The sequence below is a fragment of the Pseudomonas sp. 9_2_1 genome, from assembly GCF_059295275.1.
In genome coordinates this window covers 3,348,768-3,374,445 of sequence record NZ_CM181239.1, presented here as the reverse complement: position 1 = coordinate 3,374,445, position 25,678 = coordinate 3,348,768, and the positions used below count along the sequence as shown (strand labels likewise).

Annotated in this window: 28 protein-coding genes and 1 pseudogene; 15 read left to right on the top strand and 14 right to left on the bottom strand. The window is 62.9% G+C overall.

What is annotated here, in order from left to right; genetic code table 11:
- Positions 1 to 202 precede the first annotated feature (202 nt).
- The 4 genes from AC5O5I_RS15155 to yghU all read right to left on the bottom strand — a co-directional run bounded on the left by AC5O5I_RS15155 (position 203) and on the right by yghU (position 4,691).
- Positions 203 to 1,120, bottom strand: coding sequence for a pyridoxal-phosphate dependent enzyme (locus tag AC5O5I_RS15155; RefSeq protein WP_494511061.1), 918 nt, complete (start codon positions 1,118 to 1,120; stop codon positions 203 to 205).
- Positions 1,117 to 1,788: a helix-turn-helix transcriptional regulator gene (locus AC5O5I_RS15150; RefSeq protein WP_172229891.1), complete on the bottom strand. Its 672-nt coding sequence runs from the start codon at positions 1,786 to 1,788 to the stop codon at positions 1,117 to 1,119. Before AC5O5I_RS15150 ends, AC5O5I_RS15155 begins: the two co-directional genes overlap by 4 nt.
- 183 nt (positions 1,789 to 1,971) lie before the next feature.
- Positions 1,972 to 3,675 (bottom strand): amidase, encoded by a 1,704-nt coding sequence (locus AC5O5I_RS15145; protein ID WP_494511060.1) that lies wholly within the window; start codon positions 3,673 to 3,675, stop codon positions 1,972 to 1,974.
- A gap of 173 nt (positions 3,676 to 3,848) precedes the next feature.
- A complete protein-coding gene (gene yghU, locus AC5O5I_RS15140; protein ID WP_172233130.1) occupies positions 3,849 to 4,691 on the bottom strand; it encodes a glutathione-dependent disulfide-bond oxidoreductase in 843 nt (280 codons plus the stop codon).
- Positions 4,692 to 4,891: 200 nt separating this feature from the next.
- Between yghU and AC5O5I_RS15135 the strand changes: the two genes are divergently transcribed.
- Positions 4,892 to 5,929: an alpha/beta hydrolase family protein gene (locus tag AC5O5I_RS15135; protein WP_494511059.1), complete on the top strand. Its 1,038-nt coding sequence runs from the start codon at positions 4,892 to 4,894 to the stop codon at positions 5,927 to 5,929.
- On the opposite strand, the gene AC5O5I_RS15130 is transcribed toward AC5O5I_RS15135, so the two are convergent.
- From AC5O5I_RS15130 to AC5O5I_RS15115, 4 genes and pseudogenes are all read right to left on the bottom strand, one after another.
- Positions 5,900 to 7,198 (bottom strand): MFS transporter, encoded by a 1,299-nt coding sequence (locus AC5O5I_RS15130; protein WP_372242432.1) that lies wholly within the window; start codon positions 7,196 to 7,198, stop codon positions 5,900 to 5,902. The two genes, AC5O5I_RS15135 and AC5O5I_RS15130, sit on opposite strands and share 30 nt — an antisense overlap.
- Positions 7,199 to 7,389: 191 nt before the next feature.
- Entirely contained in the window at positions 7,390 to 8,976 is a 1,587-nt protein-coding gene (locus tag AC5O5I_RS15125; protein WP_172225912.1) for an ABC-F family ATPase, read from the bottom strand.
- Positions 8,977 to 8,996: 20 nt separating this feature from the next.
- Positions 8,997 to 9,260, bottom strand: a pseudogene (locus tag AC5O5I_RS15120) (site-specific integrase); the annotation flags it as partial.
- Entirely contained in the window at positions 9,247 to 9,432 is a 186-nt protein-coding gene (locus AC5O5I_RS15115; protein WP_178126837.1) for a hypothetical protein, read from the bottom strand. The pseudogene AC5O5I_RS15120 and the gene AC5O5I_RS15115, both read right to left, overlap by 14 nt.
- Positions 9,433 to 9,762: 330 nt before the next feature.
- On the opposite strand from AC5O5I_RS15115, the gene AC5O5I_RS15110 reads away from it, so the two are divergent.
- On the top strand, positions 9,763 to 9,927 hold the full coding sequence (locus AC5O5I_RS15110; RefSeq protein ID WP_172220358.1) for a hypothetical protein: 165 nt from the start codon (positions 9,763 to 9,765) through the stop codon (positions 9,925 to 9,927).
- Between the two features lie 39 nt (positions 9,928 to 9,966).
- Here AC5O5I_RS15110 and AC5O5I_RS15105 read toward each other — a convergent pair whose 3' ends face one another.
- A complete protein-coding gene (locus AC5O5I_RS15105; protein WP_172220379.1) occupies positions 9,967 to 10,203 on the bottom strand; it encodes a hypothetical protein in 237 nt (78 codons plus the stop codon).
- Positions 10,204 to 10,700: 497 nt separating this feature from the next.
- Here AC5O5I_RS15105 and AC5O5I_RS15100 point away from each other — a divergent pair, with 497 nt between their 5' ends.
- Together AC5O5I_RS15100 and AC5O5I_RS15095 are read left to right on the top strand one after the other, a co-directional pair.
- Positions 10,701 to 11,069, top strand: coding sequence for a hypothetical protein (locus AC5O5I_RS15100; protein WP_494511058.1), 369 nt, complete (start codon positions 10,701 to 10,703; stop codon positions 11,067 to 11,069).
- Positions 11,070 to 11,253: 184 nt separating this feature from the next.
- Complete coding sequence (locus AC5O5I_RS15095; protein ID WP_172220385.1) at positions 11,254 to 11,562, top strand: hypothetical protein; 309 nt, start codon at positions 11,254 to 11,256, stop codon at positions 11,560 to 11,562.
- Between the two features lie 48 nt (positions 11,563 to 11,610).
- Here the strand turns inward: AC5O5I_RS15095 and AC5O5I_RS15090 are convergent, their stop codons facing one another.
- The 3 genes from AC5O5I_RS15090 to AC5O5I_RS15080 all read right to left on the bottom strand — a co-directional run bounded on the left by AC5O5I_RS15090 (position 11,611) and on the right by AC5O5I_RS15080 (position 12,627).
- Positions 11,611 to 11,844, bottom strand: coding sequence for a hypothetical protein (locus AC5O5I_RS15090; protein ID WP_172220361.1), 234 nt, complete (start codon positions 11,842 to 11,844; stop codon positions 11,611 to 11,613).
- Positions 11,845 to 12,012: 168 nt separating this feature from the next.
- Entirely contained in the window at positions 12,013 to 12,213 is a 201-nt protein-coding gene (locus AC5O5I_RS15085) for a hypothetical protein (protein ID WP_172288252.1), read from the bottom strand.
- Positions 12,214 to 12,318: 105 nt separating this feature from the next.
- Positions 12,319 to 12,627 carry a hypothetical protein gene (locus AC5O5I_RS15080; protein WP_172220388.1) on the bottom strand — a complete coding sequence of 103 codons (309 nt, stop codon included), beginning with the start codon at positions 12,625 to 12,627 and terminating at the stop codon, positions 12,319 to 12,321.
- Between the two features lie 254 nt (positions 12,628 to 12,881).
- Between AC5O5I_RS15080 and AC5O5I_RS15075 the strand changes: the two genes are divergently transcribed.
- Positions 12,882 to 13,241: a hypothetical protein gene (locus AC5O5I_RS15075; RefSeq protein WP_172288254.1), complete on the top strand. Its 360-nt coding sequence runs from the start codon at positions 12,882 to 12,884 to the stop codon at positions 13,239 to 13,241.
- A 134-nt stretch (positions 13,242 to 13,375) separates the two neighbouring features.
- On the opposite strand, the gene AC5O5I_RS15070 is transcribed toward AC5O5I_RS15075, so the two are convergent.
- Positions 13,376 to 13,582 carry a hypothetical protein gene (locus tag AC5O5I_RS15070; RefSeq protein WP_172220370.1) on the bottom strand — a complete coding sequence of 69 codons (207 nt, stop codon included), beginning with the start codon at positions 13,580 to 13,582 and terminating at the stop codon, positions 13,376 to 13,378.
- A gap of 453 nt (positions 13,583 to 14,035) precedes the next feature.
- On the opposite strand from AC5O5I_RS15070, the gene AC5O5I_RS15065 reads away from it, so the two are divergent.
- From AC5O5I_RS15065 to AC5O5I_RS15040, 6 genes are all read left to right on the top strand, one after another.
- A complete protein-coding gene (locus AC5O5I_RS15065) occupies positions 14,036 to 15,016 on the top strand; it encodes a quinone oxidoreductase family protein (RefSeq protein WP_172220373.1) in 981 nt (326 codons plus the stop codon).
- Between the two features lie 13 nt (positions 15,017 to 15,029).
- Positions 15,030 to 15,878 carry a TauD/TfdA dioxygenase family protein gene (locus AC5O5I_RS15060; RefSeq protein WP_494511057.1) on the top strand — a complete coding sequence of 283 codons (849 nt, stop codon included), beginning with the start codon at positions 15,030 to 15,032 and terminating at the stop codon, positions 15,876 to 15,878.
- Positions 15,879 to 15,932: 54 nt separating this feature from the next.
- Positions 15,933 to 16,985: a beta-keto acid cleavage family enzyme gene (locus AC5O5I_RS15055; RefSeq protein WP_172228098.1), complete on the top strand. Its 1,053-nt coding sequence runs from the start codon at positions 15,933 to 15,935 to the stop codon at positions 16,983 to 16,985.
- A 120-nt stretch (positions 16,986 to 17,105) separates the two neighbouring features.
- Positions 17,106 to 18,386 carry an MFS transporter gene (locus AC5O5I_RS15050; RefSeq protein ID WP_494511056.1) on the top strand — a complete coding sequence of 427 codons (1,281 nt, stop codon included), beginning with the start codon at positions 17,106 to 17,108 and terminating at the stop codon, positions 18,384 to 18,386.
- 4 nt (positions 18,387 to 18,390) lie between these two features.
- The gene (locus tag AC5O5I_RS15045; protein WP_494511055.1) at positions 18,391 to 19,044 is read left to right on the top strand and encodes a DsbA family oxidoreductase; all 654 of its coding nucleotides are present in this window, start codon (positions 18,391 to 18,393) and stop codon (positions 19,042 to 19,044) included.
- Positions 19,041 to 19,355 carry a Rieske (2Fe-2S) protein gene (locus AC5O5I_RS15040; RefSeq protein WP_172228092.1) on the top strand — a complete coding sequence of 105 codons (315 nt, stop codon included), beginning with the start codon at positions 19,041 to 19,043 and terminating at the stop codon, positions 19,353 to 19,355. The genes AC5O5I_RS15045 and AC5O5I_RS15040 overlap by 4 nt, the downstream gene beginning before the upstream one ends.
- Positions 19,356 to 19,403: 48 nt before the next feature.
- On the opposite strand, the gene AC5O5I_RS15035 is transcribed toward AC5O5I_RS15040, so the two are convergent.
- Positions 19,404 to 20,432 (bottom strand): AraC family transcriptional regulator, encoded by a 1,029-nt coding sequence (locus tag AC5O5I_RS15035; RefSeq protein ID WP_494511054.1) that lies wholly within the window; start codon positions 20,430 to 20,432, stop codon positions 19,404 to 19,406.
- Positions 20,433 to 20,641: 209 nt separating this feature from the next.
- Here AC5O5I_RS15035 and AC5O5I_RS15030 point away from each other — a divergent pair, with 209 nt between their 5' ends.
- The 4 genes from AC5O5I_RS15030 (at position 20,642) to AC5O5I_RS15015 (ending at position 25,664) form a co-directional block, all read left to right on the top strand.
- Complete coding sequence (locus tag AC5O5I_RS15030) at positions 20,642 to 21,217, top strand: RBBP9/YdeN family alpha/beta hydrolase (protein WP_494511053.1); 576 nt, start codon at positions 20,642 to 20,644, stop codon at positions 21,215 to 21,217.
- A 77-nt stretch (positions 21,218 to 21,294) separates the two neighbouring features.
- Entirely contained in the window at positions 21,295 to 23,250 is a 1,956-nt protein-coding gene (locus AC5O5I_RS15025; RefSeq protein WP_494511052.1) for a DUF1302 domain-containing protein, read from the top strand.
- A 38-nt stretch (positions 23,251 to 23,288) separates the two neighbouring features.
- A complete protein-coding gene (locus AC5O5I_RS15020) occupies positions 23,289 to 24,647 on the top strand; it encodes a DUF1329 domain-containing protein (protein ID WP_172228084.1) in 1,359 nt (452 codons plus the stop codon).
- Between the two features lie 21 nt (positions 24,648 to 24,668).
- Complete coding sequence (locus AC5O5I_RS15015) at positions 24,669 to 25,664, top strand: WD40/YVTN/BNR-like repeat-containing protein (RefSeq protein WP_172228082.1); 996 nt, start codon at positions 24,669 to 24,671, stop codon at positions 25,662 to 25,664.
- The last annotated feature ends 14 nt before the right edge of the window (positions 25,665 to 25,678 follow it).

The following is a 25,678-nucleotide window of genomic DNA, read 5'->3' as shown; positions in this document are numbered from 1 at the left end:
CCAGGCCGGCCAAAAAAAGGACACGCATTGTGCCTTCACTTGCCGCAGACCGAAAGGGTGCGATACGCATTTCGTCAGGGTTGACGACATTGCGAAGGGATTTTTCGGTTGCGGCGGGCTCAGTAGATCAGTGGCATGTGACTATCGTAATCACCGGAGAAGGACTGAATTGATGTGACGGATGGCACCGGCGCAGGCAACCTCAATCCGCCTGCTGCAACCACGCCTGAATCTGTTCCAGAGTCGCCGTAGCCCCGCCGCAGACCACCACCAGTACATTCTGGAAACTCCCCAGCCTGCTCGGGTCATAGGCCAAGGCCAACGCTGCCCCACAGGCCGGCTCGACCAGTACGCGGTGGTCCAGCAGGAACCGCTCGCAGGCCTCCAGCGCGGCGCGGTCGTTGACCAGGAGGCTGCGCACCGGATGCTGCTGCGTGCATGCCAGCGCCTGGTCAGCAACACGTTTGGCGCCCAACGACGTTGCCACCGAGGCGAGGCGCTCCAGCTCCACGGAATGCCCTGCCTGCATGGCCGCATGCAGCGACGCCGCCCCCGTGGTTTCGACCGCCAGTACCGGAACATCGTCCCAGCCATTGCGCCGCAGCCCTTCGACCACGCCGCTGAGCAAGCCGCCGCCGCCTACTGACAGCACCACGGCGTCCGGCTTCAGGCCGGCCTGGGCCACTTCATCCACCAGGCTGGCATGCCCGGCCCACAGCAGCGGGTCGTCGAACGGGTGGATGAAGGCGTCATTCGGGCCGACCAGGGTCTGGGCCAATGTGTTGGCCTCCTGCCAGGAGCTGCCATGTACCACCACCTTGGCGTCCTCCAGGCACAACAGCTGCCGTGCCCGCTCGGTAGTGGTCTCTGGCACCACCACGGTCACCGGCACGCCCAGCTTGCGCCCGGCATAGGCTACCGCCAGGCCGGCATTGCCCCCGGAAGATGACACGAAATGCTGTGCGCCACGCGCCTTGTGCACCTCGCAGGCGTGGCCCACGCCGCGCAGCTTGAACGAGCCGCAGGGCTGCAGGGCATCGAGCTTGAGCCAGATGTTGCGACCAGCGGCCAGCGACAGCGGTCGGGATTCGATCAGGGGTGTGTGGATATGCAAGGTCATTGGCTGGCTCCGCGCAGTTGCTCTAGGTAGTTGTAAATGGTGTATCGGGTCACGCCGAGGGCGCTGGCGGCTTTTTCCACGCCGCCCTTGACGATGAACAGGCCACGCTCTTGCATCACCCGTACGGCCTCGACCTTGGCCTGCTTGTTCATGCGCCCCTGGCCACTTTGCAGGGAGGCCTGGATGATCTCGCTCATCAGCAGTTCCATGTCGGCGGGTTCGCTGGCAGCGGGCTCGGCGCCCAGTGGCTGGAACTGTTGTAGAAAATTCATGGCGGCGGCCAGGTCGGTGACGTCGGTGTTGACGCACAGGCTGGCGAAGGGGTGGCCGGTGCTGTCGCGGAATATCGCCGTGGCACTGCGCAGGGTGCGGCCTTTGAGGGTGGTGGGGTAATCTGGCAGTACCACGGGCTCGCAGCCGCGCTGGTCCGCCGAGGCCTGCATCAGCGCCTTGAAGCCCTGGTCCTGCTCCGGGGCGGCAAGGATCGGGCTGCCGACGCTGCGGCCGGAAAGCTGGCCATTGACGATCGCCACCACGGAATGCTCCGGGTGGTCCAGGTCATGCAGGAGGATTTCCATGTTGCGTGCGGCAACGCTGCCCAAGGCCTGGATGGCGGCCTTGAGCACGGTGAGGGTGAGCTGGCGTTCTTCGTTGGGGGAAATGGGCATGACAAATCACAAAGTCAACGTTTTGTGTATTTTTACACATTAAGTTGAATTTTGCGATCTGTGTTGTTTTTGCCGACCTCATCGCCGGCAAGCCAGCTCCCACAGGGACCGCATGGCCTTAGGGCAATGCGATCGGTGTGGGAGCTGGCTTGCCGGCGATGGGCTGCGCAGCAGCCCCGATACTCAGCCCAGTGCCGGCGTGCGCGGCGGGACCATGCGGCGCGAGCCGGTCGCCTCAAAGGCGGCACCGAAGGTCAGTAGCGCATTGTCACTGTAGGCCCGCCCGGCAAAGGTCAGCCCGACCGGCATGCCGATATCGGCCATCACACCCATCGGTACCGTAACCGTCGGTACGCCCAGGTGGCGGATCGCCAGGTTGCCGTTGGCCACCCAGATACCGTTGCTCCAGGCGATATCCGCCGATGCCGGGTTGACGTCGGCATCCGCCGGGCCCACGTCGGCCACGGTGGGGAACAGCACCGCGTCCAGGCCAAGCCTGTCCATCCAGTCTTCCAGGTCCAGTTTGCGGGTGCGCTCCAGGCCGCGCAGGCCATCGGGCAGAGTCTCGATCTGGTCCCAGGTCTTCAGGCCGCGCTTGGCCATGTTGACGTATTCGTCCATGCCGGCGGCCAGGTCGTCTTCACGGTTAGGCAAGGTGCCGGGGTCGTGGGGGAAGATCAGCAGCCCGTCGACATCGGCCAGGCGGTTGAGCTTGGGGTCGTCGTTGGCACGAAGGAAATCGTCAAAGCCCCAGCCCGACAGCTCCCACAATTCGTCATGCAGGAATGCCTTGCTGACGATGCCGCGGTTGTACACGGTTGGCGCGCCCGGGCGGTCGCCTTCGCAGTTGGATACCAGCGGGAAGTCCACTTCCAGTACTTCGGCGCCGGCCGCTTCCAGGGCCTTGCGGGCCTGCTGCCACAGGTCGATCACCGTGGCACGGGTATGGATGCGCTGGCCGGTCGGGCCGCCGATGCCTGGTTTTTCCGAGGTGCCGGCTTCGGCATCGGCATTGATGTACATGCGCGGTACGCCAAAGCGCTTGCCCTTGAGCGCGCTGGCATCCACTGCCAGTTCAAGATACGAAGCCGGGCGCACGGTGGAGGCCGCCGGAATCGGCACCCAAGGTTGCAGGCGCCACAGGTCGCCGCGCTTGTCGGCGTCATCGGCGACCACCACGTCGAGAATTTCCAGCAGATCGGCCATGGTGCGGGCATAAGGCACCACCACGTCCATGGTCGGGGTCAGCGGCCAGTTGCCACGTACCGAAATCACCCCGCGTGACGGTGTGTAGGCACACAGGCCGTTGTTGGACGCCGGGCCGCGGCCGCTGGACCAGGTTTCTTCGGCCAGGCCGAACGCACTGAAGCTGGCGGCGGTGGCGGTGCCGGCCCCGTTGGACGAGCCCGAGGCGAATGGCGCGGTCAGGTAGTTGGCGTTGTACGGGCTTTCGGCACGGCCATAAACACCGCGCTGCATGCCACCGTTGGCCATGGGCGGCATGTTGGTCTTGCCGAGGCACACAGCGCCGGCGGCGCGCAGGCGCTCGATGGTGAAGGCGTCGCGCTGGGCGACCAGGTCCTTGAAGGCCGGGCTGCCGGATGCAGCGGTCAGGCCCTTGACCAGGTAGCTGTCCTTGGCGGTGTAGGGGATGCCGTCCAGCGGGCTCAGCACCTGGCCGCTGGCACGGCGAGCGTCGGATGCCTCGGCTTCTTTCAGCGCCTCCGGGTTGCGCACCACTACGGCGTTCAGGGCGGTGGCGGTATCGGCGCCGTTGTAGGCATCGATACGTGCCAGGTAGGCCTTGACCAGCTCGACCGCTGTCGTGCGGCCCGACTCGAGCGCGTCGCGCAGCTCGGCAATGGAAACCTCGGTTACCTCGATCATGCGTTCACCAAAAAATGTGCAGGTGGGGGCTAATGCGAGGAGTGTACAAGAAGGGCTTGGCGGAAGCAGGTTTGCGCAGGGGCAAATGGTTTTGTGCAGGCAGGCATTGTCCAGCGTTGCGTGGGCCTTTTGCAGGAGCGCCTCGGCAAGGTCGCTCCTCCACGGGGCGGGCGTCAGCGTGCCAGGTCAGCAGCCGCATGCCGCTCCGGCACCTGCGTGTCTTCATCGCCCCAGGTCCGATTCACCCGGGTGCCTCGCTGCACCGCCGGGCGCTGGGCGATTTCCTCGGCCCAGCGCAGCACATGCGGATACTCCTGCACCGCCAGGAATTCGGCCGCGTCATACACGGTGCCGCGCACCAGCTGGCCGTACCAGGACCACACGGCGATATCGGCAATGCTGTATTCCTCGCCACCCAGGTAGCGGCTTTCCGCCAGGCGGCGGTCGAGCACATCCAGCTGGCGCTTGGCTTCCATGGTGAAGCGGTTGATCGCGTACTCGATTTTTTCCGGCGCGTACACATAGAAGTGGCCAAAACCACCGCCCAGGTAAGGCGCCGCGCCCATTTGCCAGAACAGCCAGTTCAGCGTTTCAGTGCGCGCGGCGGGAGTCTTTGGCAGCAATTCGCCGAACTTTTCCGCCAGGTACAGCAGAATCGAGCCCGACTCGAACACCCGTACCGGCGGCTCGACGCTGCGGTCGAGCAGGGCGGGTATCTTCGAGTTGGGGTTGACCTGCACAAAGCCGCTGGAAAACTGGTCGCCCTCGCCGATGCGGATCAGCCAGGCATCGTATTCGGCTCCGGCATGGCCCAATGCAAGCAGCTCTTCCAGGGCAATGGTGACCTTTACGCCATTGGGCGTGGCCAGGGAATAGAGCTGCAGCGGGTGTTCACCCTGCGGCAGGTCCTTGTCATGGGTCGGGCCGGCAACCGGGCGGTTGATGCTGGCGAACTGGCCGCCGGACGCTGCACTGTTGCGCCAGACCTTGGGCGGCACGTAAGGGGGCTTGCTCATGCATGAATCTCCTTCAATGGCGCGAAACGGTCACGTAAGTACGTGGACCTGTATCTATGCCACGGGTTCGGCGAAATGCGCAAATGCACAGGGCGCAAGCGCGCGATGCATGGCGATGGTTTCATCCAGTTTTCATCTGCTGCAGCGCCACCCGGCTCTATGCTGGGGTATCGCTGAGCCCAGCGAGGAGCCCCCTGCCGATGAGTATCCGACGTTGCCTGTTGACGCTGGCCCTGCTCGGCGGCCTGCTGGCACAAGCTGAGGCCGCGCCCTGGGTTGCCGGATTGCACCACATGATCCTCGCCGACCCGGTCGATGCCCGGCCCATGCAAGCGCTGGCGTTCTACCCAGCCGTTGGCACTATCCGCAGCACCCGTGTCGACGGTTACCCGGTCGAGGTGGCCGAAGAGGCGCCCGTAGCCATGGGGCGCTTTTCGCTGCTGGTACTGTCCCACGGCAACACCGGCAGCCCGTTGGCCCTGCATTACCTGGCCACCTCGCTGGCGCGCCAGGGGTTTGTCGTGGTGGCGGTGGTTCACCCCGGTGACAACGCCCGGGATCACAGCCGCCTGGGCACTCTGAGCAACCTCTATGGCCGACCGCTGCAGGTCAGTGCCGCAATCACGGCGGCCCGCAACGATGAATTGGTCGGGCCTTTCCTGAACGAGGGCAAGGTCGGTGTGATTGGCTACTCGGCCGGCGGTGAAACCGCATTGATCCTGTCTGGAGCACGCCCCGACCTGGACCGTCTGCGCCAGTACTGCCTGGAGCGCCCGAACGATGCCGATGCCTGCAAGACCCACGGTGTGCTGATTGCCGACCGCAGCGAGCTGGCGCCCCAGGCAGACCCGCGCGTGGGGGCGGTGGTGTTGATGGCGCCGCTGAGCCTGCTGTTCGGCCGCCATGCCCTGGCCGGGGTGCAGGTGCCGGCGCTGATCTACAGCGGCGACAGCGATCAGCTGGTGGCCGTGGACCGCAACGCCGAGGCTTTGGTCCGCAAGCTCCCGGTCACGCCAGACTACCGCCTGTTGGCCGGCGCCGGGCATTTCGTGTTCATGGCCCGTTGCGATGCCGAGCAGCATGCGCGGATGCCGGCGCTGTGCAAGGATGCCGAAGGCGTGGACCGCCGGCATATTCATCACTCATTGCAGCAGGAAACGGCAGCGTTCTTCAGCCAGGTGCTAGGTGCGCCACAAGCCGACGAGCGCTCAGCTGCGTCCAGCGCGCCGCGCCAGTAACAACGTCAGGCCCACCCCCGCCAGGGCGAGCAGGGCCGCCACGCAGAAAATCGAGGCATAGCCAAGGTGCACGGCGACAGCGCCCATCAGCGGGCCAGCAATTGCCAGCGCCATGTCGAAGAACACCGCATACGCCCCCAGCCCTGCGCCACGGCTGCTGCTGGGCACCTGCCTGATCGCTTCGACGCCCAGCGCCGGGTACACCAACGACAGCCCGAAGCCGGTCAGCCCTGCGCCAACCAACGCCCAGGGCGGTGAAGGTGCCAGCCACAGCAGGCCCAGGCCGAGCACTTCGGTGGCCATGCAGGCTACTGCCACGTTATAGCCACCGAAACGGTTGACCGCGTTGACGAACAACAGCCGCGAAATGATGAAACACACGCCAAAGGCACTCAGGCACCAGGCAGCGCCTGCCCAGCCGCGCTCCAGGTAATACAGGGTGACGAAGGTGGTAAGGGTGCCGTAGCCGATCGAGGCCAGGGTCAGGCCAAGGCCGCACGGTGCAACCCGGCTGAACGCCGACCAGAAGGGCAGGCGTTCGCCGCGCACCACCACCACGTCGGGCCGTTTGCGCAACACCAGCAAGGCAACGGTCGCCAGTACCAGCAAAGCCGGCCCCAGGACGCTGAAATCCAGCCCCTCCACGGCCACCACACCCAGTGGCGCACCGATGGCGATGGCGCCATAGGAAGCGATCCCGTTCCATGAAATTACCCGCGCGGTGTGCTCGGGACCTACCTGGCTGATACCCCAGCTCAGGGTGGCGACACCGATCAGCCCCTGGGCGATGCCTAGCAGCAAACGCCCACCCAGCAGCAGTCCCAGGCTCAGCAACGGCACGCTCAGGGTCCAGGCTGACAGCAGCGTCAGCACTCCGCAGCCGGCGATCCCCAGCAGGCCGAAACGGATCGCCCGTTTTCCGCCCAGGGTATCGGCCACCTTGCCGGCAAACGGGCGGCTAAGCAGAGTTGCCAGGTATTGCAGGCCGATGGTCACCCCGGCGATTACCGCGCCAAAGCCCAACTGGTCGTGCACATAGCTGGGCAGCACTGCAATCGGCAGGCCGATGCAGAGGAAGGCAATGAAGGTATAGAAAACGATCGACAGGATCTGCAGGGTGATGGGCTGCGTGTTGCTGGCGGAGGCGGGTTGTTGCGCGGTCATGGGCTCTTTCGCGGGCGGGCGGTTGGGCGTTCCCATCATGGCCGCTGCGCAAAGGAAATGAAAGCAGGCTAACGAATTATTCGTCGGATAGTGCGATACCCTGATGCTAGTCAGTTAAAGCTGATGCGGCTGCTGCGCAGCCCATCGCCGGCAAGCCAGCTCCCACCCCGACCGCATCGAATTCGAACCATGCGCCGTACTTGTGAGAGCCTGGCTTGTCGTGGCGACGAACCGCGGCGATGGGCCGCAAAGCGGCCCCAATGCTTAACTGACTGGCATTCGGCTTTGCCCGTCAATCAGACCAGCACACCCTGGCTACGCAGGTAGTCGTCGTAGGTACCGCTGAAGTCCACCACGCCATCGGCCGACAGCTCGATGATGCGCGTGGCCAGCGACGACACGAACTCACGGTCGTGGCTGACGAACAGCAGGGTGCCCGGGTAGTTTTCCAGGGCCAGGTTCAGCGCCTCGATCGATTCCATGTCCAGGTGGTTGGTCGGCTCATCCATCACCAGCACGTTCGGCTTCTGCAGGATCAGCTTGCCGAACAGCATACGGCCTTGCTCACCACCGGAAATCACCTTCACCGACTTGAGGATCTCGTCGTTGGAGAACAGCATGCGCCCCAAGGTGCCGCGGATCACCTGCTCGCCGGAGGTCCACTGGCCCATCCAGTCGAACAGGGTCATGTCGTCTTCGAAGTCGTGAGCGTGATCTTGGGCGTAGTAGCCCAATTCGGCGCTGTCGGTCCACTTCACCGAGCCTGCATCCGGGGTCATTTCGCCGACCAGGGTGCGCAGCAGGGTGGTCTTGCCGATGCCGTTGGGGCCGATGATCGCGACGCGCTCGCCCGCTTCGACGGTAATGTCGAAGTTCTTGAACAGCACTTTTTCATCGAAGGCCTTGGCCATCTTCTCGACGACTACTGCCTGGCGGTGCAGCTTCTTGTTCTGCTCGAAGCGAATGAACGGGCTGACGCGGCTGGATGGCTTCACTTCGGCCAGCTGGATCTTGTCGATCTGCTTGGCACGCGAAGTCGCCTGCTTGGCCTTCGAGGCGTTGGCCGAGAAGCGGCTGACGAAGGTCTGCAGCTCGGCGATCTGGGCTTTCTTCTTGGCGTTGTCCGACAGCAGCTGCTCGCGCGACTGGGTCGCTGCGGTCATGTACTCGTCGTAGTTGCCCGGGAACAGGCGCAGCTCGCCGTAGTCCAGGTCGGCCATGTGGGTGCAGACGCTGTTGAGGAAGTGGCGGTCGTGGGAAATGATGATCATGGTGCTGTTACGCGCCGTGAGGATCGTTTCCAGCCAGCGGATGGTGTTGATGTCCAGGTGGTTGGTCGGTTCGTCGAGCAACAGCACGTCCGGGTCCGAGAACAGCGCCTGGGCCAACAGCACACGCAGCTTCCAGCCGGGCGCCACTTCGCTCATCGGGCCGAAGTGCTGCTCCAGCGGAATACCCAGGCCCAGCAGCAGTTCGCCAGCGCGGGATTCGGCGGTGTAGCCGTCCATTTCGGCGAATTCGGTTTCCAGCTCGGCGACGGCCATGCCGTCTTCTTCGGTCATTTCCGGCAGCGAGTAGATACGGTCACGCTCGGCCTTGACCTTCCACAGCTGGCCATGGCCCATGATCACCGTGTCGATGACGGTGAATTGCTCGTAGGCGAACTGGTCCTGGCGCAGCTTGCCCAGGCGGGTGTTCGGCTCGAGCATGACCTGGCCACCAGACGGCTCCAGGTCACCGCCGAGGATCTTCATGAAGGTCGACTTGCCGCAACCGTTGGCGCCGATCAGGCCGTAGCGGTTGCCGTTGTTGAATTTGACGGAAACGTTTTCAAACAGCGGCTTGGAGCCGAACTGCATGGTGATGTTAGCGGTGGAGATCAAGGAGCTTACCTATCAATAACTTACGTGGCTTCTTCGCAGCTTGGGACCATTTTCGGACCAATTTGGAGCTTTTCCAGCTCCTGCCAGTCGTTGGACGAGTTAATCCAGCGCGCATGAGTCGATAAGAGCATCTGCACGCTATGCCCGAGCTGTTGGGCGATAAATGCGGGGTTGAGACCAGACATTGAGCATATTGTCGCATAGGTGTGACGGCAGTTGTATGGGGAGCGACGCGTGATCCCCAATTCATTCAGCACTGGCACCCACTGTTTATGCAGATCGGCAGGCAATCAGCTCGACGGGGTTCTTTGCTAGCAGGCCTTCCCGGGTGGCTGCAGTCAGGATGGTGGACAGCCTGGTGATCGCGTTGCGCTTTACGCTGGATGATGTCCATTCGGTTTTGGCGAAGACGCGGCGCAGCAGATTGGTCTTGGAATATCGCCAGCCGTCAGGCATGCGCTGTACCTGTGGGAGCCGCGCTTGCCGGCGATGGGCAGCAACGCGGCCCCGGTTACAGATGTCCGCTATGGGGTCGATAGCGGACATTTGGCGATACAAGAAGCGCTACCAGTTTTTTGATACGACTGATGGGGAATAGAGTGGGAGCGGAGGAGTGTTGAACCCAGTGAAATCACCCTACAACGCCTTGCATCAACATTGCGTGATGTCGTAAATTTCCAGGTCCTGTCAGCCCTGCCTATGTCCAGGGCTGACGCTGAAGCCCAACAATGTGTTGGGTTTTTTCGTTTTTAGCGACAGGAACATTTCTCCAAGGCGTGCCAACTGTTGCGATTCATCAAGAAGAAGTTCTCCCGAGCGCTGCGAAAGTGGCTCGTCTACCTCACGGTTGCAGGCCTGGCGGGCAATTCCAGTCGGTTGTTCGATCACCTTTCGCTGTGGAAGCCATGGCGCTTGGCCAAGGGCGTGGCCGCCTACCTCATGGCGCCTTGATGCGTTGTTTCGCCGTGCGCCCAGGGGCTGATCGCTCGGTCAGTCTGTTCGCAGCATGGGGAACAGTTCTTCTGGATCGCGTGAACCGGCGTTCATCGTCTCGCACGCTCCAGCGGCCTGCGACCGGTTGACGAAGCCACGCTTGAGCCTTTGCTTCTGCTGGTTGTCATAGATGTCAAAACCGCCCGAGGTGGTGGCGGCGAAGAAGCGGTTGCCGATTTGAAAGGTTTCACCCTCTATCGGTACAGCTGGGACGATCACAAATCTCGGTTGCATGTTCATTGGCCTCCCCAGGCAGACGTCTAAGTATTGGCCCGCAACAGGAAGACCACAATATGACTCATCGAGACGATTCAGTGGCGTGTTGTGTCACGGCTGTGTTGCATGAGCGGCCTGTCATATGAGCGCAGCCGGCGCGGATGTTGGAATGGGAATTGCTTTTCTCCTGGGACACTGAACCCGCGGAGAACGCAAAAATGACTCAGGATGACCGCTATTACATGATTTTCGTGGTGGCAGCTGTGCTGATCCTGGATTTGGGGGCCACGTTGGTGTTCCTCAAGGCTATCGCCTGAACCCGATAGTGGGCTTGGGGGTACGCGAAACTGGGGCCATTCACCGTTAATGGCCCTGGGCATCCCGGCGGAGATATAGCAAACAAACCTATTGCCCGGCTGACTTGGGCAGTAACATGGGCGGACGAAAACAAAAAAAGGGCAAGCTGCTTGGCAACACTTTCCTACGTTCGCGATGGGGCAGCAGGAGTGTGTCGGGTGAAGAGTTCAAGATCGCTGGCAGGCGCCGTTCTGGTGTCCGGGTTTGCGTCATTGCTGTTGGCAGGTTGTGCACAAAATCGTGATGTGCGTGACGGCCATGACTATACTTCGGGCACTACCGCGCAAAGCCCACCTGCCTATCTGGGGTGCGTCAAAGGCGAACTTCAAGGCAATGTGAAAACCTATGAAGTTCAGGGTGAAAACTCGGTCAAGCTGTTCATCGAAAGTACAGACCCCAGCCAGGCAGAGGGGCTTGTCGAGCTGCGAGGTGCGGGAAGCCAGCACCAGTTCACGGCCTATCAGCGCGATGCCTGGTACGACCATGGCAGATTGCTGGATGCGGCGCTGATGTGTTCGAAAGCATGATCAACTGACCCTCCGAGGAAAAAGCCCGCCTTTTGAGAGCGGGCTTTTTTGCGTGCCTGCCGGGGTGCCGTTGGGGGCGATGGTGTGGGTGCAGGGCTTCTTTTGCATTTACCGGCCATGCCCGCAATAATCCACGCATTTGGACGGAGCACTCCGGGTGGAAGCAAGAAGCGTTGTTGCCGAAATGTTCATTGGGATCCCGACGCATTTCTGGGTATTGCCGGTTGCTGGCCTGGTCGCCTTTTACGGGCTGAAGTGGGCTGGCACGTCCAGTGATCGCGCTACCTTGCTGCGCGCTGGGACTTACATGTTGCTGGTAGCACTGGCGGTGTTGCCAAATGGGTTCTATGCAATGTTCCCCCCAGCGCCTGATCCTGACGTGCTGTTGAATCATGCGCCGCTACCCAATTATGCCGGCCGTTTCTATCTGGATGCGTTCTACGTATTTAGCGGTTGGGCGCTGAGCAAGGTGGTAAAGCTCAAGTACAGCTAAAAAGTCGGAGGCGGGTCGCCGCCAGAATTGCCCTGGCTCGAAATGGACTCAACTACTGTAATCAGTTGGGGCGCCTTCGATGTCGTCGATCCTTGCGGCGACAGCACGCAACTCTCCCGCAACGGCATCGATGGAAGTGATGTGCGCTGTGACCTCGGGGTCTGCTTGCGAGGTGCCTCTCGCCTGCATGAACTTGACGTGTCCGCTCATGCTTTGACTGAGTTGATCGAGGTGGTCGGCTGTTCTGACCAGGTCAGACTTGATGCTGTGAAGCGTTTCCATGGCGTGAACGGCTTTCCTTGATAGTTGCTTCCGGGCCTGTGAGGATCGCCGCAGGTCAGGGTCGTGTGCAACTACTTTGTAAAAGCCGTGACCCGGGTCAAGCAACAGCCGGCAGGTGGCGCCTTGCGGCTCGGAAGACGCAGGGCACGATGTCTGGGTTGGACAGGTTCATTTGTTATCGGTTACATGAAGAACGGAGCCCTGCTGATCCGTCCCTAATAACCCGCTGGATGGCGAGTTCCCCCCTTGACGTTCGCCAAGCGCCACAGCAGGTGTACGGAAGATAGCACGGTCATTTTCCCCCGTAATAATGCTGATGAGCTTTCCATTCTGATAAAAAAACCGCGTACGCTGGGCATCCTTTTGCATGCCTGTGTCTCCTGCCGAAGTCATGGGTATCGCCACTTTCTCAGCCTTCACCCGGCGCCGCCACTGGCAGAAATATCAGGTGCTGCACTACAGGCGAGGCAAAGGCTAGCCCGGCAGTTGTTCGGGGTCGAAAAACAACGAAGCGACCAGCACGGCCGTGATCACGCCCAGTGCATCGGCAAGAAACAGCAGCAAGCCGCTGGTATCACCAGGCCCAAAGTGTTTACCCAGCGCAAAGTCGATGCCATAGGGGAACGCTGCGATCAACAGCAGCATCATGGCCAGCAGGCCAGAGCAGAGCTGCCTGTAGACCCTGCCGAATGCCAGGCCGTAAGCCCAGAACAGAAAAATGCAGCAGACGGCAAGTCCGGTCGAAGCCGCATATTGGGCGAGTATTTCCAACCACCACAGCATGGGATTCTCCTGGGCGAGAAGGGCGCTGATCGTTCCCCATGAACAACCCGCCCGGCACTGTCGCTGCCTGTTGCTCATCAGAAGCAGCGCAGAGTGGATTCGTTCCTTGAGTTCAATTAAATATTTATCGGCAGGGTGCAGTTGACAGGGATGGTTGTGGTCTTGGTGTCGTCGACTTGTTGTCGTTCTGTCAACCGGGCGGGCGGGTCTGCAAGACTTTGGTTCATTGGTATATGGGCGCACGTCTGGCTAGAATGCAGCGTATCCATAACGGCCAATTGCAAATGCCTATGTTTCGTACCTTTCTCGCTTTTGCGTTAGTTGCCGGGCTCACCGGTTGCGCAACGCCTGGTAAACCCACCGCCAGCAAGCTGACGCACAAATCGCCGCAACAATACGCCGCCTGTGTACTGCCCAAGTGGCAGGCGCTGGCGCCCCAGGCCACGCAAAAGTCGATTGCCCACGGCTACCGGCTGACAGCGCCCAGTGCCGTGGCAAGCGATGATGTGCTGGACGTCATCGACTCCCACGACGGCAGCCGTGCGACGTTCTACAAAGGCAGTTTCCTGTCGGGCGACAAGCTGCGCCAGGCTGCAAGGGAATGCCTGGACTGACTCAGTAACCCGAGCCGCTCGATCCGCCCATGCTGGGCAGGCGGGCCGTGTGCTGGGTATAGCTCCACTCGGCGCAGCTCATGAACGCGGTGGTGTCCACCTTGCTCAGGGAACCGAGTGCTACCGGGCCTGCATCACCCGATATCACCCCGCTTGTTCATCTGCTCACAGCGCAACTGCGCGTCCGTCTTGCTCGAGTAGCTGGGTTTGAGCCTTTCCTTGGCGTGGTTGTCGTAAATGTCGAATCCCCCGCAGACGGTAGCGGCGTAATACCGGCCCGCCACGCGAAACGACTCCTTCTCGATGGGCACAGCCGGAACGATAACGAATCTTGGTTGCATGTTTCGTGCCTCCCCAGGCAGAGACCTAAGTATTAGTCGTGCCATGGATAAGCATCAAGCAGGCTCATCAATAATTGACGGTTCAGCGCGTTCCGTGTCGACGTACGATGTTGCACACCCAACGGTGGTCGCAACGATAGGGCGCGCGGATGAAGGCGAGGTCGGCGATACGCCTTGCACCCTGGGCCCTCAGCGCCTGGGTCAGTTGAGCGAGAGTCTCTGCTTCGATGGTCATGGTTCACCTCGTCAGATTGGCTGCGTTCAAGCATCTGGACCCGTACAAACACTGCAGGGCTCAGTTCTGTTCCGGCTAATCACAAGGTCATAACGGCCGCTGTCATCAAATGCTAATCCGCTGTCGTCCGATGCGAAGCACCCCGCTTGCCAAGGGCATAAAGTCCAGTCACCCAGCACTGACGCCTGGCGTCCAGATCGATGATTGGAGAGACAAGCATGTCCAAAGTCGTACGTTTCCATCAGACCGGTGGCCCCGAGGTACTGCGCTACGAGGACGCCGAGGTCGGCGACCCGGGTCCGGGGCAAGTGCGCTTGCGCCAGGTAGCGGTGGGCCTGAACTACGCCGATACCTACTTCCGCAACGGCACCTACCCGATTCCGCTGCCCAATGGCATTGGCGTGGAAGCCTCGGGCGTGGTCGAGGCGCTGGGTGCGGGCGTGACGCAAGTCGAGGTGGGTGACCGGGTGACCTACACCGGGTTCCTGAATACCCTGGGTGCCTACTGCACCGAGCGCCTGGTGCCCGCCGCTGCGCTGATCAAGCTGCCGGAAACCATCGCCTTCGAGACGGCCGCCGCCATGACCATGCGCGGCCTTACGGCAGCCTACCTGCTGCGCCGGCTGTATGACTTCAAACCCGGTGACAGCGTACTGCTGCATGCTGCCGCTGGCGGCGTAGGCCTGATCGTCGCGCAGTGGGCGCGGTTGCTGGGGCTGAACGTGATCGGCACCGTCTCTACCGAGGCCAAGGCCGAGGTGGCGCGCGCCCATGGTTGCAACCACGTCATCGACTACAGCTTCGAAGACGTGGCCAGTCGCGTGCGCGAACTGACCGATGGGGCAGGGGTCAACGTGGTGTTCGACAGTGTCGGCAGGAACACCTTCAGCGGCTCGCTGGATTCGCTCAAGCGCCGCGGCCTTATGGTCTGCGTTGGCACCGCGTCGGGCAGCATCGCGCCGTTCGACCCGCAGTTGCTGGCGATCAAGGGCTCGCTGCAGCTGACCCGGCCGGCCCTGGCCGATTTCATCGCCGACCCGGCAGAAAAGGCCGACCTGGCGGGCGAGTTGTTCGACCATGTCAGCAGCGGCCGCATTCGTATCGAAATCAACCAGCACTACGCCTTGCAGGATGCGGTTCAGGCGCACCGCGACCTTGAAGCCCGCAGGACCACCGGCTCGTCGATCTTCGTCATCTGAAGAGGGCAACTGCATGCACATCGAACAACTGACCTGCGCGATCGGGGCCGAGGTGAGGGGTGTCAACCTGGCCGACGCGATCCATGACGACGACCTGTTCGCCCAGCTACGCCAGCAGTTGCTCCAGCACCGTGTGCTGTTCCTGCGCGACCAGCACTTCAGTCGCGCCGAGCATGTGGCCTTCGCCCGTCGCTTCGGCGAACTGGAGGATCACCCGGTTGCCGGCAGCGACCCTGAACACCCGGGCCTGGTGCGGATCTACAAGCGCCCGGATCAGCCCAACGACCGCTATGAAAATGCCTGGCATACCGACGCCACCTGGCGCGATTCACCGCCCATGGGCTGCGTTCTTCGCTGTATCGAATGCCCACCGGTGGGTGGCGACACCTTGTGGGCGAACATGGTCCTGGCCTTTGCCAACCTGCCCGCCGATGTGAAAGCCAGGATCGAAGGCCTGCGGGCCCGCCACAGCATCGAAGCCAGCTTCGGCGCCGCCATGCCGATGGAAAAGCGCCTGGCGCTCAGGGCGCAGTTTCCGGATGCCGAGCACCCGGTAGTACGCACCCACCCGGATACCGGTGAGCAGGTGCTGTTCGTCAACGCCTTCACCACCCATTTCAGCAACTACCACACCCCGCAGCGGGTGCGCTTTGGCCAGGATGCCAACCCCGGCGCCAGCGACCTGCTGCGCTACCTGCTCAGCCAGGCTTACCTGCCCGAGTACCAGGTGCGCTGGCGCTGGAAGCCCAACAGCGTAGCCATCTGGGACAACCGCAGTACCCAGCACTACGCGGTCATGGACTACCCGCCGTGCCACCGCAAGATGGAGCGCGCCGGCATCCAGGGCAGCCCCACGTTTTAAGCCTGCTGCCGCCATTGGCGGCAACCGCACAATAACAATAGCGAGGACTACAGCATGCAATTCTTCGACGATTCGTTGCACCCGGAAAACATGGAAAAGGTGGTAATCACCGTGGCCCCCTATGGCCCGGAGTGGATGCCCGAAGATTTCCCTGAAGACATTCCGCTGACCATGGACGAGCAGGTGCAGAAGGCCGTCGACTGCTTCGAGGCAGGCGCTACCGTGCTGCACCTGCACGTGCGTGAGCTGGATGGCAAAGGCTCCAAACGGCTGTCCAAATTCAATGAGCTGATCGCCGGGGTGCGCGAAGCGGTGCCGGACATGATCATCCAGGTCGGCGGCTCGATTTCCTTCGCCCCGGAAGGCGAAGGCGAGGCCGCCAAATGGCTGTCGGACGACACCCGGCACATGCTCGCCGAACTGACGCCGCGGCCCGATCAGGTGACCGTGGCCATCAACACCACGCAGATGAACATCATGGAGTTGCTGTACCCGCAGTACCTCGAAGGCACCTCGCTGGCCAGCCCGGCGATCCACGCCGCCTACAGCGAGATGACCGTACCGGCCGGCCCGGCCTGGGTCCGCGAGCATTTGCGCCGCCTGCAGGCCAGCAACATCCAGCCGCACTTTCAGCTGACCGGCATGCATGCCCTGGAAACGCTTGAGCGCATCGTCCGTCGCGGCGACTACATGGGCCCGCTGAACCTGACCTGGATCGGTATTGGTGGCGGCTTCGATGGCCCCAACCCGTTCAACTTCTTCAACTTCATCCACCGTGCGCCAGACGGCTGCACCCTGACTGCCGAATCGCTGCTGAAGAACGTCCTGCCGTTCAACACCATGGCCTTGGCCATGGGCTTGCACCCGCGCTGCGGCAACGAAGACACCATCATCGACCAACACGGCAAGCGCTTCACCTCGGTGCAGCAGATCCAGCAGACCGTGCGCGTGGCCCACGAACTGGGCCGTGAGATTGCCAACGGCAAAGAGGCCCGCGCCATTTACCGTATCGGGCAGCAGTACCACAGCGTCGAGCAGACCCTCGAACGCAACGGCATGGCACCCAACCGCCAGCCCGGTGAGAAAGGCGTGCCGCAGCGTACCTGACGAAGCACGCCCTGGCGCTTCGCGGGCACGCCCGCGAAGAAGCCCCAAGCGCAACATCAGTTCTGGCTGTTACCTATAACAACAAAAGCGACATTCAAGTCCCACTCCCAAGGAGGCAACATGGCCACCTACCTCGCCAGTGCCGAAGATTGCGCTACCGAAACCGCCCACAGCGTGCCCCGACGTTATGCCTGGGTGGTTTTCGCGCTGACCTTCGGCCTGTTGATCTCCGACTACATGTCGCGTCAGGTACTCAACGCGGTGTTCCCGCTGCTCAAAGCCGAATGGGCGCTGACCGACGGCCAGCTCGGCCTGCTCAGCGGCATTGTTGCGCTGATGGTCGGCCTCTTGACCTTCCCGCTGTCGCTGCTCGCCGACCGGTTCGGCCGGGTGCGCAGCCTGGTGCTGATGGCCGTGCTGTGGAGCCTGGCGACCCTCGGGTGCGCCCTGGCAGAAAACTACCCGCAGATGTTCATCGCACGCTTCCTGGTCGGCGTCGGCGAGGCAGCCTACGGCAGTGTCGGCATTGCCGTGGTAGTAGCGGTGTTTCCTCGCGACATGCGCTCGACGTTGGCCGGTGCCTTTATGGCCGGCGGGATGTTCGGCTCGGTGCTGGGCATGGCCTTGGGCGGCGCATTGGCGCAGCATCTGGGCTGGCGTTGGGCGTTCGCCGGCATGGCCCTGTTCGGGCTGGTGCTGGCCATGCTGTATCCACTGATCGTCAAGGAAGCACGCATTGCGCCTGGCTGTGCGCAACGCCAGCAAGGCAAGCCCAGCCACCCGCTGCGAAGCTTGTACGGCAGCCGCTCGGTCATTGCCGCCTACGTCGGCAGCGGCCTGCAGCTGTTCGTCGGTGGGACACTGATCGTCTGGATGCCCAGTTACCTGAACCGCTATTACGCCATGGGCACCGACCGGGCGGGGGCTATCGCCGCAGTCATCGTGCTGTGCAGTGGCATCGGCATGATTCTCTGCGCCATGCTTTGCGACCGCCTCGGGCGCCAGCGCCCGGACCGCAAGATCAGCCTGGCGATTGCCTACTGCCTGGGCAGCTGCGTGCTGCTGAGCATCGCCTTCGCGCTGCCAGTCGGCACTGCGCAACTGCTGTTGATCTGCCTGGGCATGATGATCGCCGCCGGCACCAACGGCCCTTCCAGCGCCATGGTCGCCAACCTGACCCATGCCGCAGTGCATGGCACGGCATTCGCCACCCTGACCCTGGCCAACAACCTGCTGGGCCTGGCCACCGGGCCATTGATCACTGGCCGGCTGTCGGACCACATCGGCCTGCAGGCTGCGCTCCAGCTGGTGCCGCTGGCAAGCATCGCTGCGGCGGCGGTGTTCTTTGCCGCCAAACGTCACTACCACCGCGACATGGAACGTCTGCAACTCAGGAGTTGAACACGTGAAACAGCTGTTGTCTGTCGAGGTATTTTTCGATTTCGTCTGCCCCTGGTGCCTGATTGGCCAACGACACCTGCAAGCGGCCTTGCTGCTGCTGCAGCGCAGCTACCCCGGGCAACAGGTGCAGTTGCACTGGCGGGGCGTGCAGTTGCTGCCGGGGCTGCCCGCCAAGGGGCTGCCTTTCACTACCTTCTACCGGCAGCGCCTGGGCAGCGAGCAAGCGGTACGCGAGCGCCAGGCCCAGGTGCGTGAAGCGGCCCGAGTGGTCGGTGAGGATATCGATTTTTCGCGTATCAAGCGCATGCCCAACACCGGCAATGCCCACCGCCTGGTGCAACGGGCCGCCAGCGTGCTCAGCCCAAGGCAGCTGGAAGACTTGCTGGCACGCCTGTTCATTGCCTACTTCCACCAGGGTCGCGACCTGGGCGACAGCGCCACCTTGCTGGCTATCGCCCAAGGCTGCGGGCTGGAAGCCGCGCAGATCATCGACTGTGTGCGTGACGATGGCAGCCCGTTTCTCGCCGGGGCAGGGCGTGCCGGCAGCGCGGTGCCATGCTACCGCTTCAACCAGAGGCCATTGATTGCCGGGCTGCAGCCGGCCGAGGCGCTGTTTGCAGGCATGTCCGCAGCGTTGCATGAGGCGCAGCAGGCATGAGCCGACGCATCCGACTGCTCCCCACGCAGGTACCGGCGCGCGGTGCGCGCGTGTTACTCGCCTGCGAGGGCCGCAGCATCGCCTTGTTCAATGTGGCCGACTCACTCTACGCCATCGCCGACAGTTGTCCGCACCAGGGCGCGTCCTTGTGCGGCGGGCGCCTGGAAGGCCGGGTGATCCAGTGTTGCGCGCATGGGCTGCGGTTTGACCTGGCCAGTGGGTACCTGGTCAATTCCACGGCGCTCAGGGTTGTCAGTTACCCCGTGGAGCGCGAGGGTGACGAGGTGTTCATCTGCGTCGACAGCGAATAGTCCGCAAAGCCGATGGCGCCAGATTCCCCTGGCGCCAGCAAGCCCGCTTCAAACGCCCGGTGGCCTTGACGCAAGTGGGTCACTGTTCTGCATGCGCCAACTGGCTGGCGGCATGCCGAACTGGGCGATGAACCAGCGGGTGAACGAACTGGGCATCGAATAGCCGAGCATGTCGGCGATGCGCCCCAGCGAATAGTTGGGGTTTTCCAGGTAGCGCATCACCAGGTCGCGGCGCACGCTGTTGATCAGGTCCTTGAAGGTCAACCCGCTTTCTTCAAGCCGCCGCTGCAGGGTGCGCACGTTCATGCCCTGGGTCTGCGCCACTTGCTCGAGCGTGGCCCGCCCCATGGGCAGCAACAGGTAGATGGTCTTGCGCAGTTCCAGCTCCAGCGACGCTGGGCTGCCGGCCGGCAGGGTGTCCAGGTAGCGCCGTGCCAGGCGCGCCATGGCTTCGTTGGCCTGCGGGCTGGTGCTGTCAAGGTCGGCGGCGGGGCAGACGATACCGTTGAATTCGCTGCCAAACACCAGTGTGCAGCCAAAGATGCGTCGGTGAATGGCCAGGTCGGCAGGGGCGGCATGGGTGAAATTGGCGCTGATCGGGTGCCACTGGCCGCCCAGCAGGGCCGCGCACAGACGCATCATCACGCCAATCGCCAGCTCGGTTGCCTGGCGGCTACAAGGCGCTCGCTCGTTGATCACCTCTTCGCGGATGACCACGGTCTTGCCGGCTTCCTCGATGTGAATGGCCAGGGCGTCATTGAGCAGGTGGCGGTACTGCACGATGACCTGCAGGGCGTCGCGCAGATTACGTTGGTGACTGAGCAGCAGGCTGATTTCACCGAAGTCCGACAGCTGGCGCAACTCGGCCATGCGCAAGCCGAAACTTTCACACTGGCTGGCTTTGGCAGAGGCCTCCAGCAAGCTGATGACGCTAGCGACCGGAATGCGCCGGTCGGGGTCGTCAAGCAACGCTGCACCAAGGCCAACCTGTGCCAGCAGCGCATTCGGGTTGAGCCCCAGGTGGCGGGATACCTCCAGGTAGTTGGTCAAGCTGGCAGCACGGACTAAAGCGGGCATTTTTATTGTTTTCCATGCGGTTTTTTTTGTAGTTGGCTGGGCCGACATGCAGTTCGCTTTTTTATAGCGTGCGTGTCATGAATTGAAAAGCAAAGTGCTGTCGGGGCCTTGTCATCAAATGAAAAGTGCCTGACGCCCAATGTGAAGCACTCGGGGGAGGGGCTGTTTACTGTGAACCTCAAGCGACATACCCGCACACGAGGTTCACCGTGGAAAAACTGCAAACCACTGCCACCGTGCTGATCGTTCCAGGCTTGCGTGACCATGTCGCCGAGCATTGGCAAACCCTGCTCGCCAGCCGCCTGGCCAAGGTGCGTAGCGTGCCGCCGCTGCAGGTTGACGGGCTTTGCTGCAACGCCCGGGTCGAAGCGATCCAGCGCGAGCTGGAACAGATTGATGGCCCGGTGCTGCTGGTGGCCCACAGTGCCGGCGTGTTGATGGTCGCGCATTGGGCGGCGCGCTACCGACGCCCCATCAAGGGCGCCTTGCTGGCAGCGCCACCAGACCTCGACGCTGATTGGCCAGCGCATTACCCCAGCCCGTCCAGCCTGGCAGAAAAGGGCTGGTCACCGTTGCCGCCAATGCCGCTGCCGTTCCCCAGCATCGTTGCGGCCAGCAGCAATGACCCCCTGGCCTCCTACGCCGCCGCCGCCGTACTGGCCGGTCGGTGGGGTAGTGAGCTGGTCAACCTGGGCGCCGTGGGCCACCTCAACCCGGCCTCCGGTTTCGGCCCTTGGCCGTTGGCCGAAGCGCTGATCCGCCGAATGGACAGTGCCCACCTGTAATAGTGCATGGACGCCCCAACCACGCCCGCGCAAGACGGGCTGGTTAAAAAACAATAACAATACGTGGAGCCATCGTAATGCCTGAACACCGCATTCACCGCGCCGTGAAGCCACAGCGCTGCCTGTTCGCCTGCGCCATCGGCTTGCTTGCGCTACCCGCCGCGCAGGCTTTCGAAGTCGATACTGGCAATGAAAGCTGGGCAGTGCGCTTCGACAATACCGTCAAATACAACTACGGCGTGCGTACCGAAAGTGCCGATAAGCGCATGCTGGGCACGCCCAACAGCAACGACGGCGACTACAACTTTCGCAAGGCCGGCAGCACTATCAGCAACCGGGTCGATCTGCTGACCGAACTGGACGTGGTGTACCACGGCAATACCGGGCTGCGCGTCAGCACCGCCAGCTGGTACGACAAGGCCTATGACAACGCCGGTTCCAACAGCAACCCGTTCGTCAATGGCAACGGCGACCAGTCGGGCATCAACCCCAGTCTCAACGGCCTGCCGGGTACCGGCGTGCCACTTGGCAGCCCGCACCTGAGCAATTATGCCCAACGCTACTACAGTGGCCCGTCGGGCGAAGTGCTGGATGCCTTCGTATTCATCAGCCGTGACGTGGGTGAGGCTTCGCAGGTCAGCGCCAAACTCGGCCAGCACAATCTGTTCTGGGGGGAAACGCTGCTCAACCCGGTGCACTCGCTGAGCTATGGTCAGTCCGGTCTGGACCTGGCCAAGCTGGCCGCCTCGCCGGGCACCGAGGCCAAGGAACTGTTCGTACCGCGTAACCAGCTGTCGACCTCCTTTCTGGTCAACGCTGAACTGAGCGTGGCTGCGCAGTACTTCTTCGACTGGGACGCCGCTCGCCTGCCTGAGGCTGGTACCTACTATGGTGGCGCGGATGTGGTAGGCGAGGGTGCGCAGAGCTTCCTGCTGGGGCACACCGGGACACCGGGGCTTATTCCGGTGCGCGGGGCGTTGACCACCCTTCGCCGTGGCCACGACCTGACGCCGGGCAAGCGCGGCGATTGGGGCGTCATGGCCAAATGGGCACCGGACTGGCTGGGTGGCACCCTTGGTTTCTACTACCGCAAGACCTCGGAAATCCTGCCCCAGGCCTGGCTCGACGCGCGCGGCATGAGCGTTGCCAACGGCCCGTTCGGCAACCCGCCGGGCAGCCGCCAAGGCGCGGTAGGCAACCTGTACAACTCGCTGCAGAGCCCGACCTACCAGTTCGCCTATGCCGACAACATCGATATCTATGGCCTGAGCCTTTCCAGGGATGTCGGCGGTATCAGCGTCGGCAGTGACCTGAACATCCGCCACAACATGCCGTTGGCGAGTATCCCGGCAATCGTCAGCGCGCCTGGCCAGGGCGGCCTGGGCGGCGGTTTCGGCCTGCTGCCCGCGCGCTTGCCCAGCAGCGGTGTGGTCTACGACGTGCCCAGGGATGGCGACAGCCTGAGTGCTACCGGCGACACGCTGCACTTCACCGTCAACGGCCTGATGACCATTGGCGACACACCGCTGTTCGACGCGGCAACCCTGCTGGGCGAGCTGTTCTACAGCAACCTGCTCAAGCTCGATAGCCACAATCAGGCTTTGTACAAGGGCAAGAGCAGCTATCGCGGCCTGGACAAGGCTACACGGGACAACTGGGGTATCGCCGTCAACTTCACCCCCACCTGGTATCAGGTGCTGCCGGGCATGGACCTGAGCCTGCCGCTGTCGATCAACGTGGGCATCGACGGTGTGTCGCCGGTGCAAGGCGGTGGCGCCGAGAACACTGGCAACTATGCGCTGGGCCTGAGCGCGGCCATCTACAACCAGTACTTCGTCGACCTCAAGTACGTCGACAGCTTCGGTCAGGCCAAGGCTTGCAAGGACGGCCAGACCGACGGCAGCACCCCCAACGCCCTGGATAGCGAACAGGATTACACCTGCTACGGCGGCGGCTACGCCTCCTTCTCCGGCGGTGGTGCCACCACCGAGGACCGCGGGGCCCTGTACCTGACCGTCAAGACGACCTTCTGAGTCATGTTTCCTAACGCCCATACAGGAAGACAACCATCATGAACTTCGTACCAACCCTGCTGGCCTCGTGCCTGTCACTGGCCGCCCTGAGCACTGCCCAGGCCGCTGTGTCCCCCGACCAGGCCGCACGCCTGGGCACCAGCCTGACCGCCATCGGCGCGGAAAAAGCCGGTAACGCCGATGGCTCGATCCCGGCCTACCAGGGCGGCCTGCTGACCCCGCCCGCCGGCTACCAGAGCGGCGCCAGCATGCGTCCCGACCCGTTTGCCAGCGACAAGCCGCTGCTGGTCATCGATGGCAACAACGCCGCGCAGTACAAGGACCAGCTCACCGCCACCACCCTGGAGCTGCTCAAGCGCTACCCCAGCTACCGTGTGGATGTGTTCCCGACCCACCGTAGCGTGGCGTTGCCCCAGGCGGTGCTCGACAACACCCGTAAAAACGCCACCGGTGCCCACAGCCAGGAAGGCGGTAGTGCAGTCGACAATGTGCTACCCGGCATCCCGTTCCCTATCCCGCAGAACGGTGCCGAAGCGATGTGGAACTTCCTGCTGCGCTACCAAGGCGTAAGCATGACTGCCAAATACGACTCATGGAACGTCGATGCTGCCGGCAAGCCCACGTTGTCGACCACCGGCCAGGCCAACATCAGTTACCCGATATACGAAGACATGAACAAGCCGATTGGCGCCAAGGACACCTACTACCAGATGAAACTGGTGTACACCGGGCCCGCGCGCCGTGCCGGCGAAGCCATGATGTTGCGTGATGCCGCCAACCCGCTGGTGCAGCCGCGCAGTGCCTGGCAGTACCTGCCGGGCCAGCGCCGGGTCAAGCTGGCACCCAACCTGGCATACGACACGCCCAACCCGGGCACTTCGGGCTCGGGTACCTACGATGACGTGTTCGTCTTCAACGGGGCGCTGGACCGCTACGACTGGACCCTGGTCGGCAAGCAGGAAATGTATGTGCCGTACAACACCTACCAGCTCACCTACAACACCGACGTCAGGCAACTGACCACGCCCAACCATCTGGCGCCGCAGTTCGTACGCTGGGAGAAGCACCGCGTGTGGGTTGTGGAGGGCAAGCTGAAGGACGGCGCACGGCACATCTACCACAAGCGCCGCTTCTACCTCGACGAAGACAGCTGGATCGCTTTGGCTTCGGACCAGTACGACGCCCGTGGCCAGCTGTACCGCGGGTCGTTCGCCTTCCTCACGCAGAGCTACGACAAGCAGACCCCGGATGCCACCCCGTTCATGATCCATGACCTGATCGGTGGCACCTATAACCTCAATGGCGTGGTCGGCGCCTATGGCGGCATCCGCTACATCGACCCGCTGTCGAAGACCCAATGGTCGCCCGAGTCGCTGGCCGGCAATGGCATTCGCTGAACCATGGAGCAGAGGTGGCCAATGTCTGTCTTCAAACGCTGCAGCGCACTGATGCTGGCCATGGCTGCGCTGCACGGCGCAGCCATGGCGGCGCCCTTTGCCGACGTGCTGGATGTGCCCGCCATGCCCAGCGCGCTGGTCGCCAGCAGCGCCTTGCGCGATGTGACCCTGGCCGGGCAGCGCCTGGTCGCGGTGGGCCCGCGCGGGCACATCCTGTACTCCGATGACCACGGCGCTCACTGGCAACAGGCCGAGGTGCCGGTCAGCGCTGACCTCAACGCCGTGAGTTTCGCTACGCCCGAACTGGGGTGGGCGGTCGGCCACGAGGGTGTGGTGCTGCACAGCCGCGATGGTGGTGGGCACTGGCAGCGGCAGCTGGACGGCCGCGCGCTGGCCGAACAGCTGCCGGCTGCGAGTGCCGACAATGCCTTGCTCGACGTGTGGTTCAGCGATGCCCGCAATGGTTACGCGGTGGGCGTGTTCAACCTGCTATTGCGCACCACTGACGGTGGCGCGCACTGGCAGCCGTGGCTGGACCACAGCGACAACCCGCAAGGTCTGCACCTGACCAGCCTGGCGGCGGTGGGTGACGACCTGTACATCACTGGCGAACAGGGCTTGCTGCTGAAATGGGACGGCAAGCGCTTCAGCCGCATTGCCACACCCTACGCCGGCACGCTGTTCGGCGCTGTCGGCAAGCGCGGCGTATTGCTGGTCTATGGCCTGCGTGGTCACGCCTATCGCAGCACGGATGGCGGCCGGCAATGGCAGCCGGTCTCCACCGGCGTGAACAGCAGCCTTACCGCTGCCGGCATCGACCGTGACGGGCAGCTGTGGCTGGCCAGCCAGGCCGGCGAGCTATTGCTTAGCCAGGATGACGGCGCCAGTTTCAGCCCGGTGCCGCAAAGCGCCCGCAGCCCGGTGACCGCGCTCACCACCGATGCAGGCAACGGCCTGGTGCTGGTGGGCGAGCGGGGCGTACGCAACCAGGCCGGTAATCCCCCGTCGCACCCATAACAAGAGAAGACCCT

Excerpts from the sequence above, each read along its gene's own strand:
- AC5O5I_RS15150 (WP_172229891.1), bottom strand. The coding sequence starts at position 1,788 with ATGCCCATTTCCCCCAACGAAGAACGCCAGCTCACCCTCACCGTGCTC.
- AC5O5I_RS15055 (WP_172228098.1), top strand. The coding sequence starts at position 15,933 with ATGCAATTCTTCGACGATTCGTTGCACCCGGAAAACATGGAAAAGGTG.
- AC5O5I_RS15155 (WP_494511061.1), bottom strand. The coding sequence starts at position 1,120 with ATGACCTTGCATATCCACACACCCCTGATCGAATCCCGACCGCTGTCG.
- AC5O5I_RS15105 (WP_172220379.1), bottom strand. The coding sequence starts at position 10,203 with ATGCAACCGAGATTTGTGATCGTCCCAGCTGTACCGATAGAGGGTGAA.
- AC5O5I_RS15015 (WP_172228082.1), top strand. The coding sequence starts at position 24,669 with ATGTCTGTCTTCAAACGCTGCAGCGCACTGATGCTGGCCATGGCTGCG.
- AC5O5I_RS15135 (WP_494511059.1), top strand. The coding sequence starts at position 4,892 with ATGAGTATCCGACGTTGCCTGTTGACGCTGGCCCTGCTCGGCGGCCTG.
- yghU (WP_172233130.1), bottom strand. The coding sequence starts at position 4,691 with ATGAGCAAGCCCCCTTACGTGCCGCCCAAGGTCTGGCGCAACAGTGCA.
- AC5O5I_RS15020 (WP_172228084.1), top strand. The coding sequence starts at position 23,289 with ATGAACTTCGTACCAACCCTGCTGGCCTCGTGCCTGTCACTGGCCGCC.
- AC5O5I_RS15065 (WP_172220373.1), top strand. The coding sequence starts at position 14,036 with ATGTCCAAAGTCGTACGTTTCCATCAGACCGGTGGCCCCGAGGTACTG.
- AC5O5I_RS15095 (WP_172220385.1), top strand. The coding sequence starts at position 11,254 with ATGTTCATTGGGATCCCGACGCATTTCTGGGTATTGCCGGTTGCTGGC.
- AC5O5I_RS15080 (WP_172220388.1), bottom strand. The coding sequence starts at position 12,627 with ATGCTGTGGTGGTTGGAAATACTCGCCCAATATGCGGCTTCGACCGGA.
- AC5O5I_RS15075 (WP_172288254.1), top strand. The coding sequence starts at position 12,882 with ATGCAGCGTATCCATAACGGCCAATTGCAAATGCCTATGTTTCGTACC.
- AC5O5I_RS15035 (WP_494511054.1), bottom strand. The coding sequence starts at position 20,432 with ATGCCCGCTTTAGTCCGTGCTGCCAGCTTGACCAACTACCTGGAGGTA.
- AC5O5I_RS15025 (WP_494511052.1), top strand. The coding sequence starts at position 21,295 with ATGCCTGAACACCGCATTCACCGCGCCGTGAAGCCACAGCGCTGCCTG.
- AC5O5I_RS15115 (WP_178126837.1), bottom strand. The coding sequence starts at position 9,432 with ATGCCTGACGGCTGGCGATATTCCAAGACCAATCTGCTGCGCCGCGTC.
- AC5O5I_RS15050 (WP_494511056.1), top strand. The coding sequence starts at position 17,106 with ATGGCCACCTACCTCGCCAGTGCCGAAGATTGCGCTACCGAAACCGCC.
- AC5O5I_RS15060 (WP_494511057.1), top strand. The coding sequence starts at position 15,030 with ATGCACATCGAACAACTGACCTGCGCGATCGGGGCCGAGGTGAGGGGT.
- AC5O5I_RS15145 (WP_494511060.1), bottom strand. The coding sequence starts at position 3,675 with ATGATCGAGGTAACCGAGGTTTCCATTGCCGAGCTGCGCGACGCGCTC.
- AC5O5I_RS15070 (WP_172220370.1), bottom strand. The coding sequence starts at position 13,582 with ATGCAACCAAGATTCGTTATCGTTCCGGCTGTGCCCATCGAGAAGGAG.
- AC5O5I_RS15085 (WP_172288252.1), bottom strand. The coding sequence starts at position 12,213 with ATGCAAAAGGATGCCCAGCGTACGCGGTTTTTTTATCAGAATGGAAAG.
- AC5O5I_RS15040 (WP_172228092.1), top strand. The coding sequence starts at position 19,041 with ATGAGCCGACGCATCCGACTGCTCCCCACGCAGGTACCGGCGCGCGGT.
- AC5O5I_RS15090 (WP_172220361.1), bottom strand. The coding sequence starts at position 11,844 with ATGGAAACGCTTCACAGCATCAAGTCTGACCTGGTCAGAACAGCCGAC.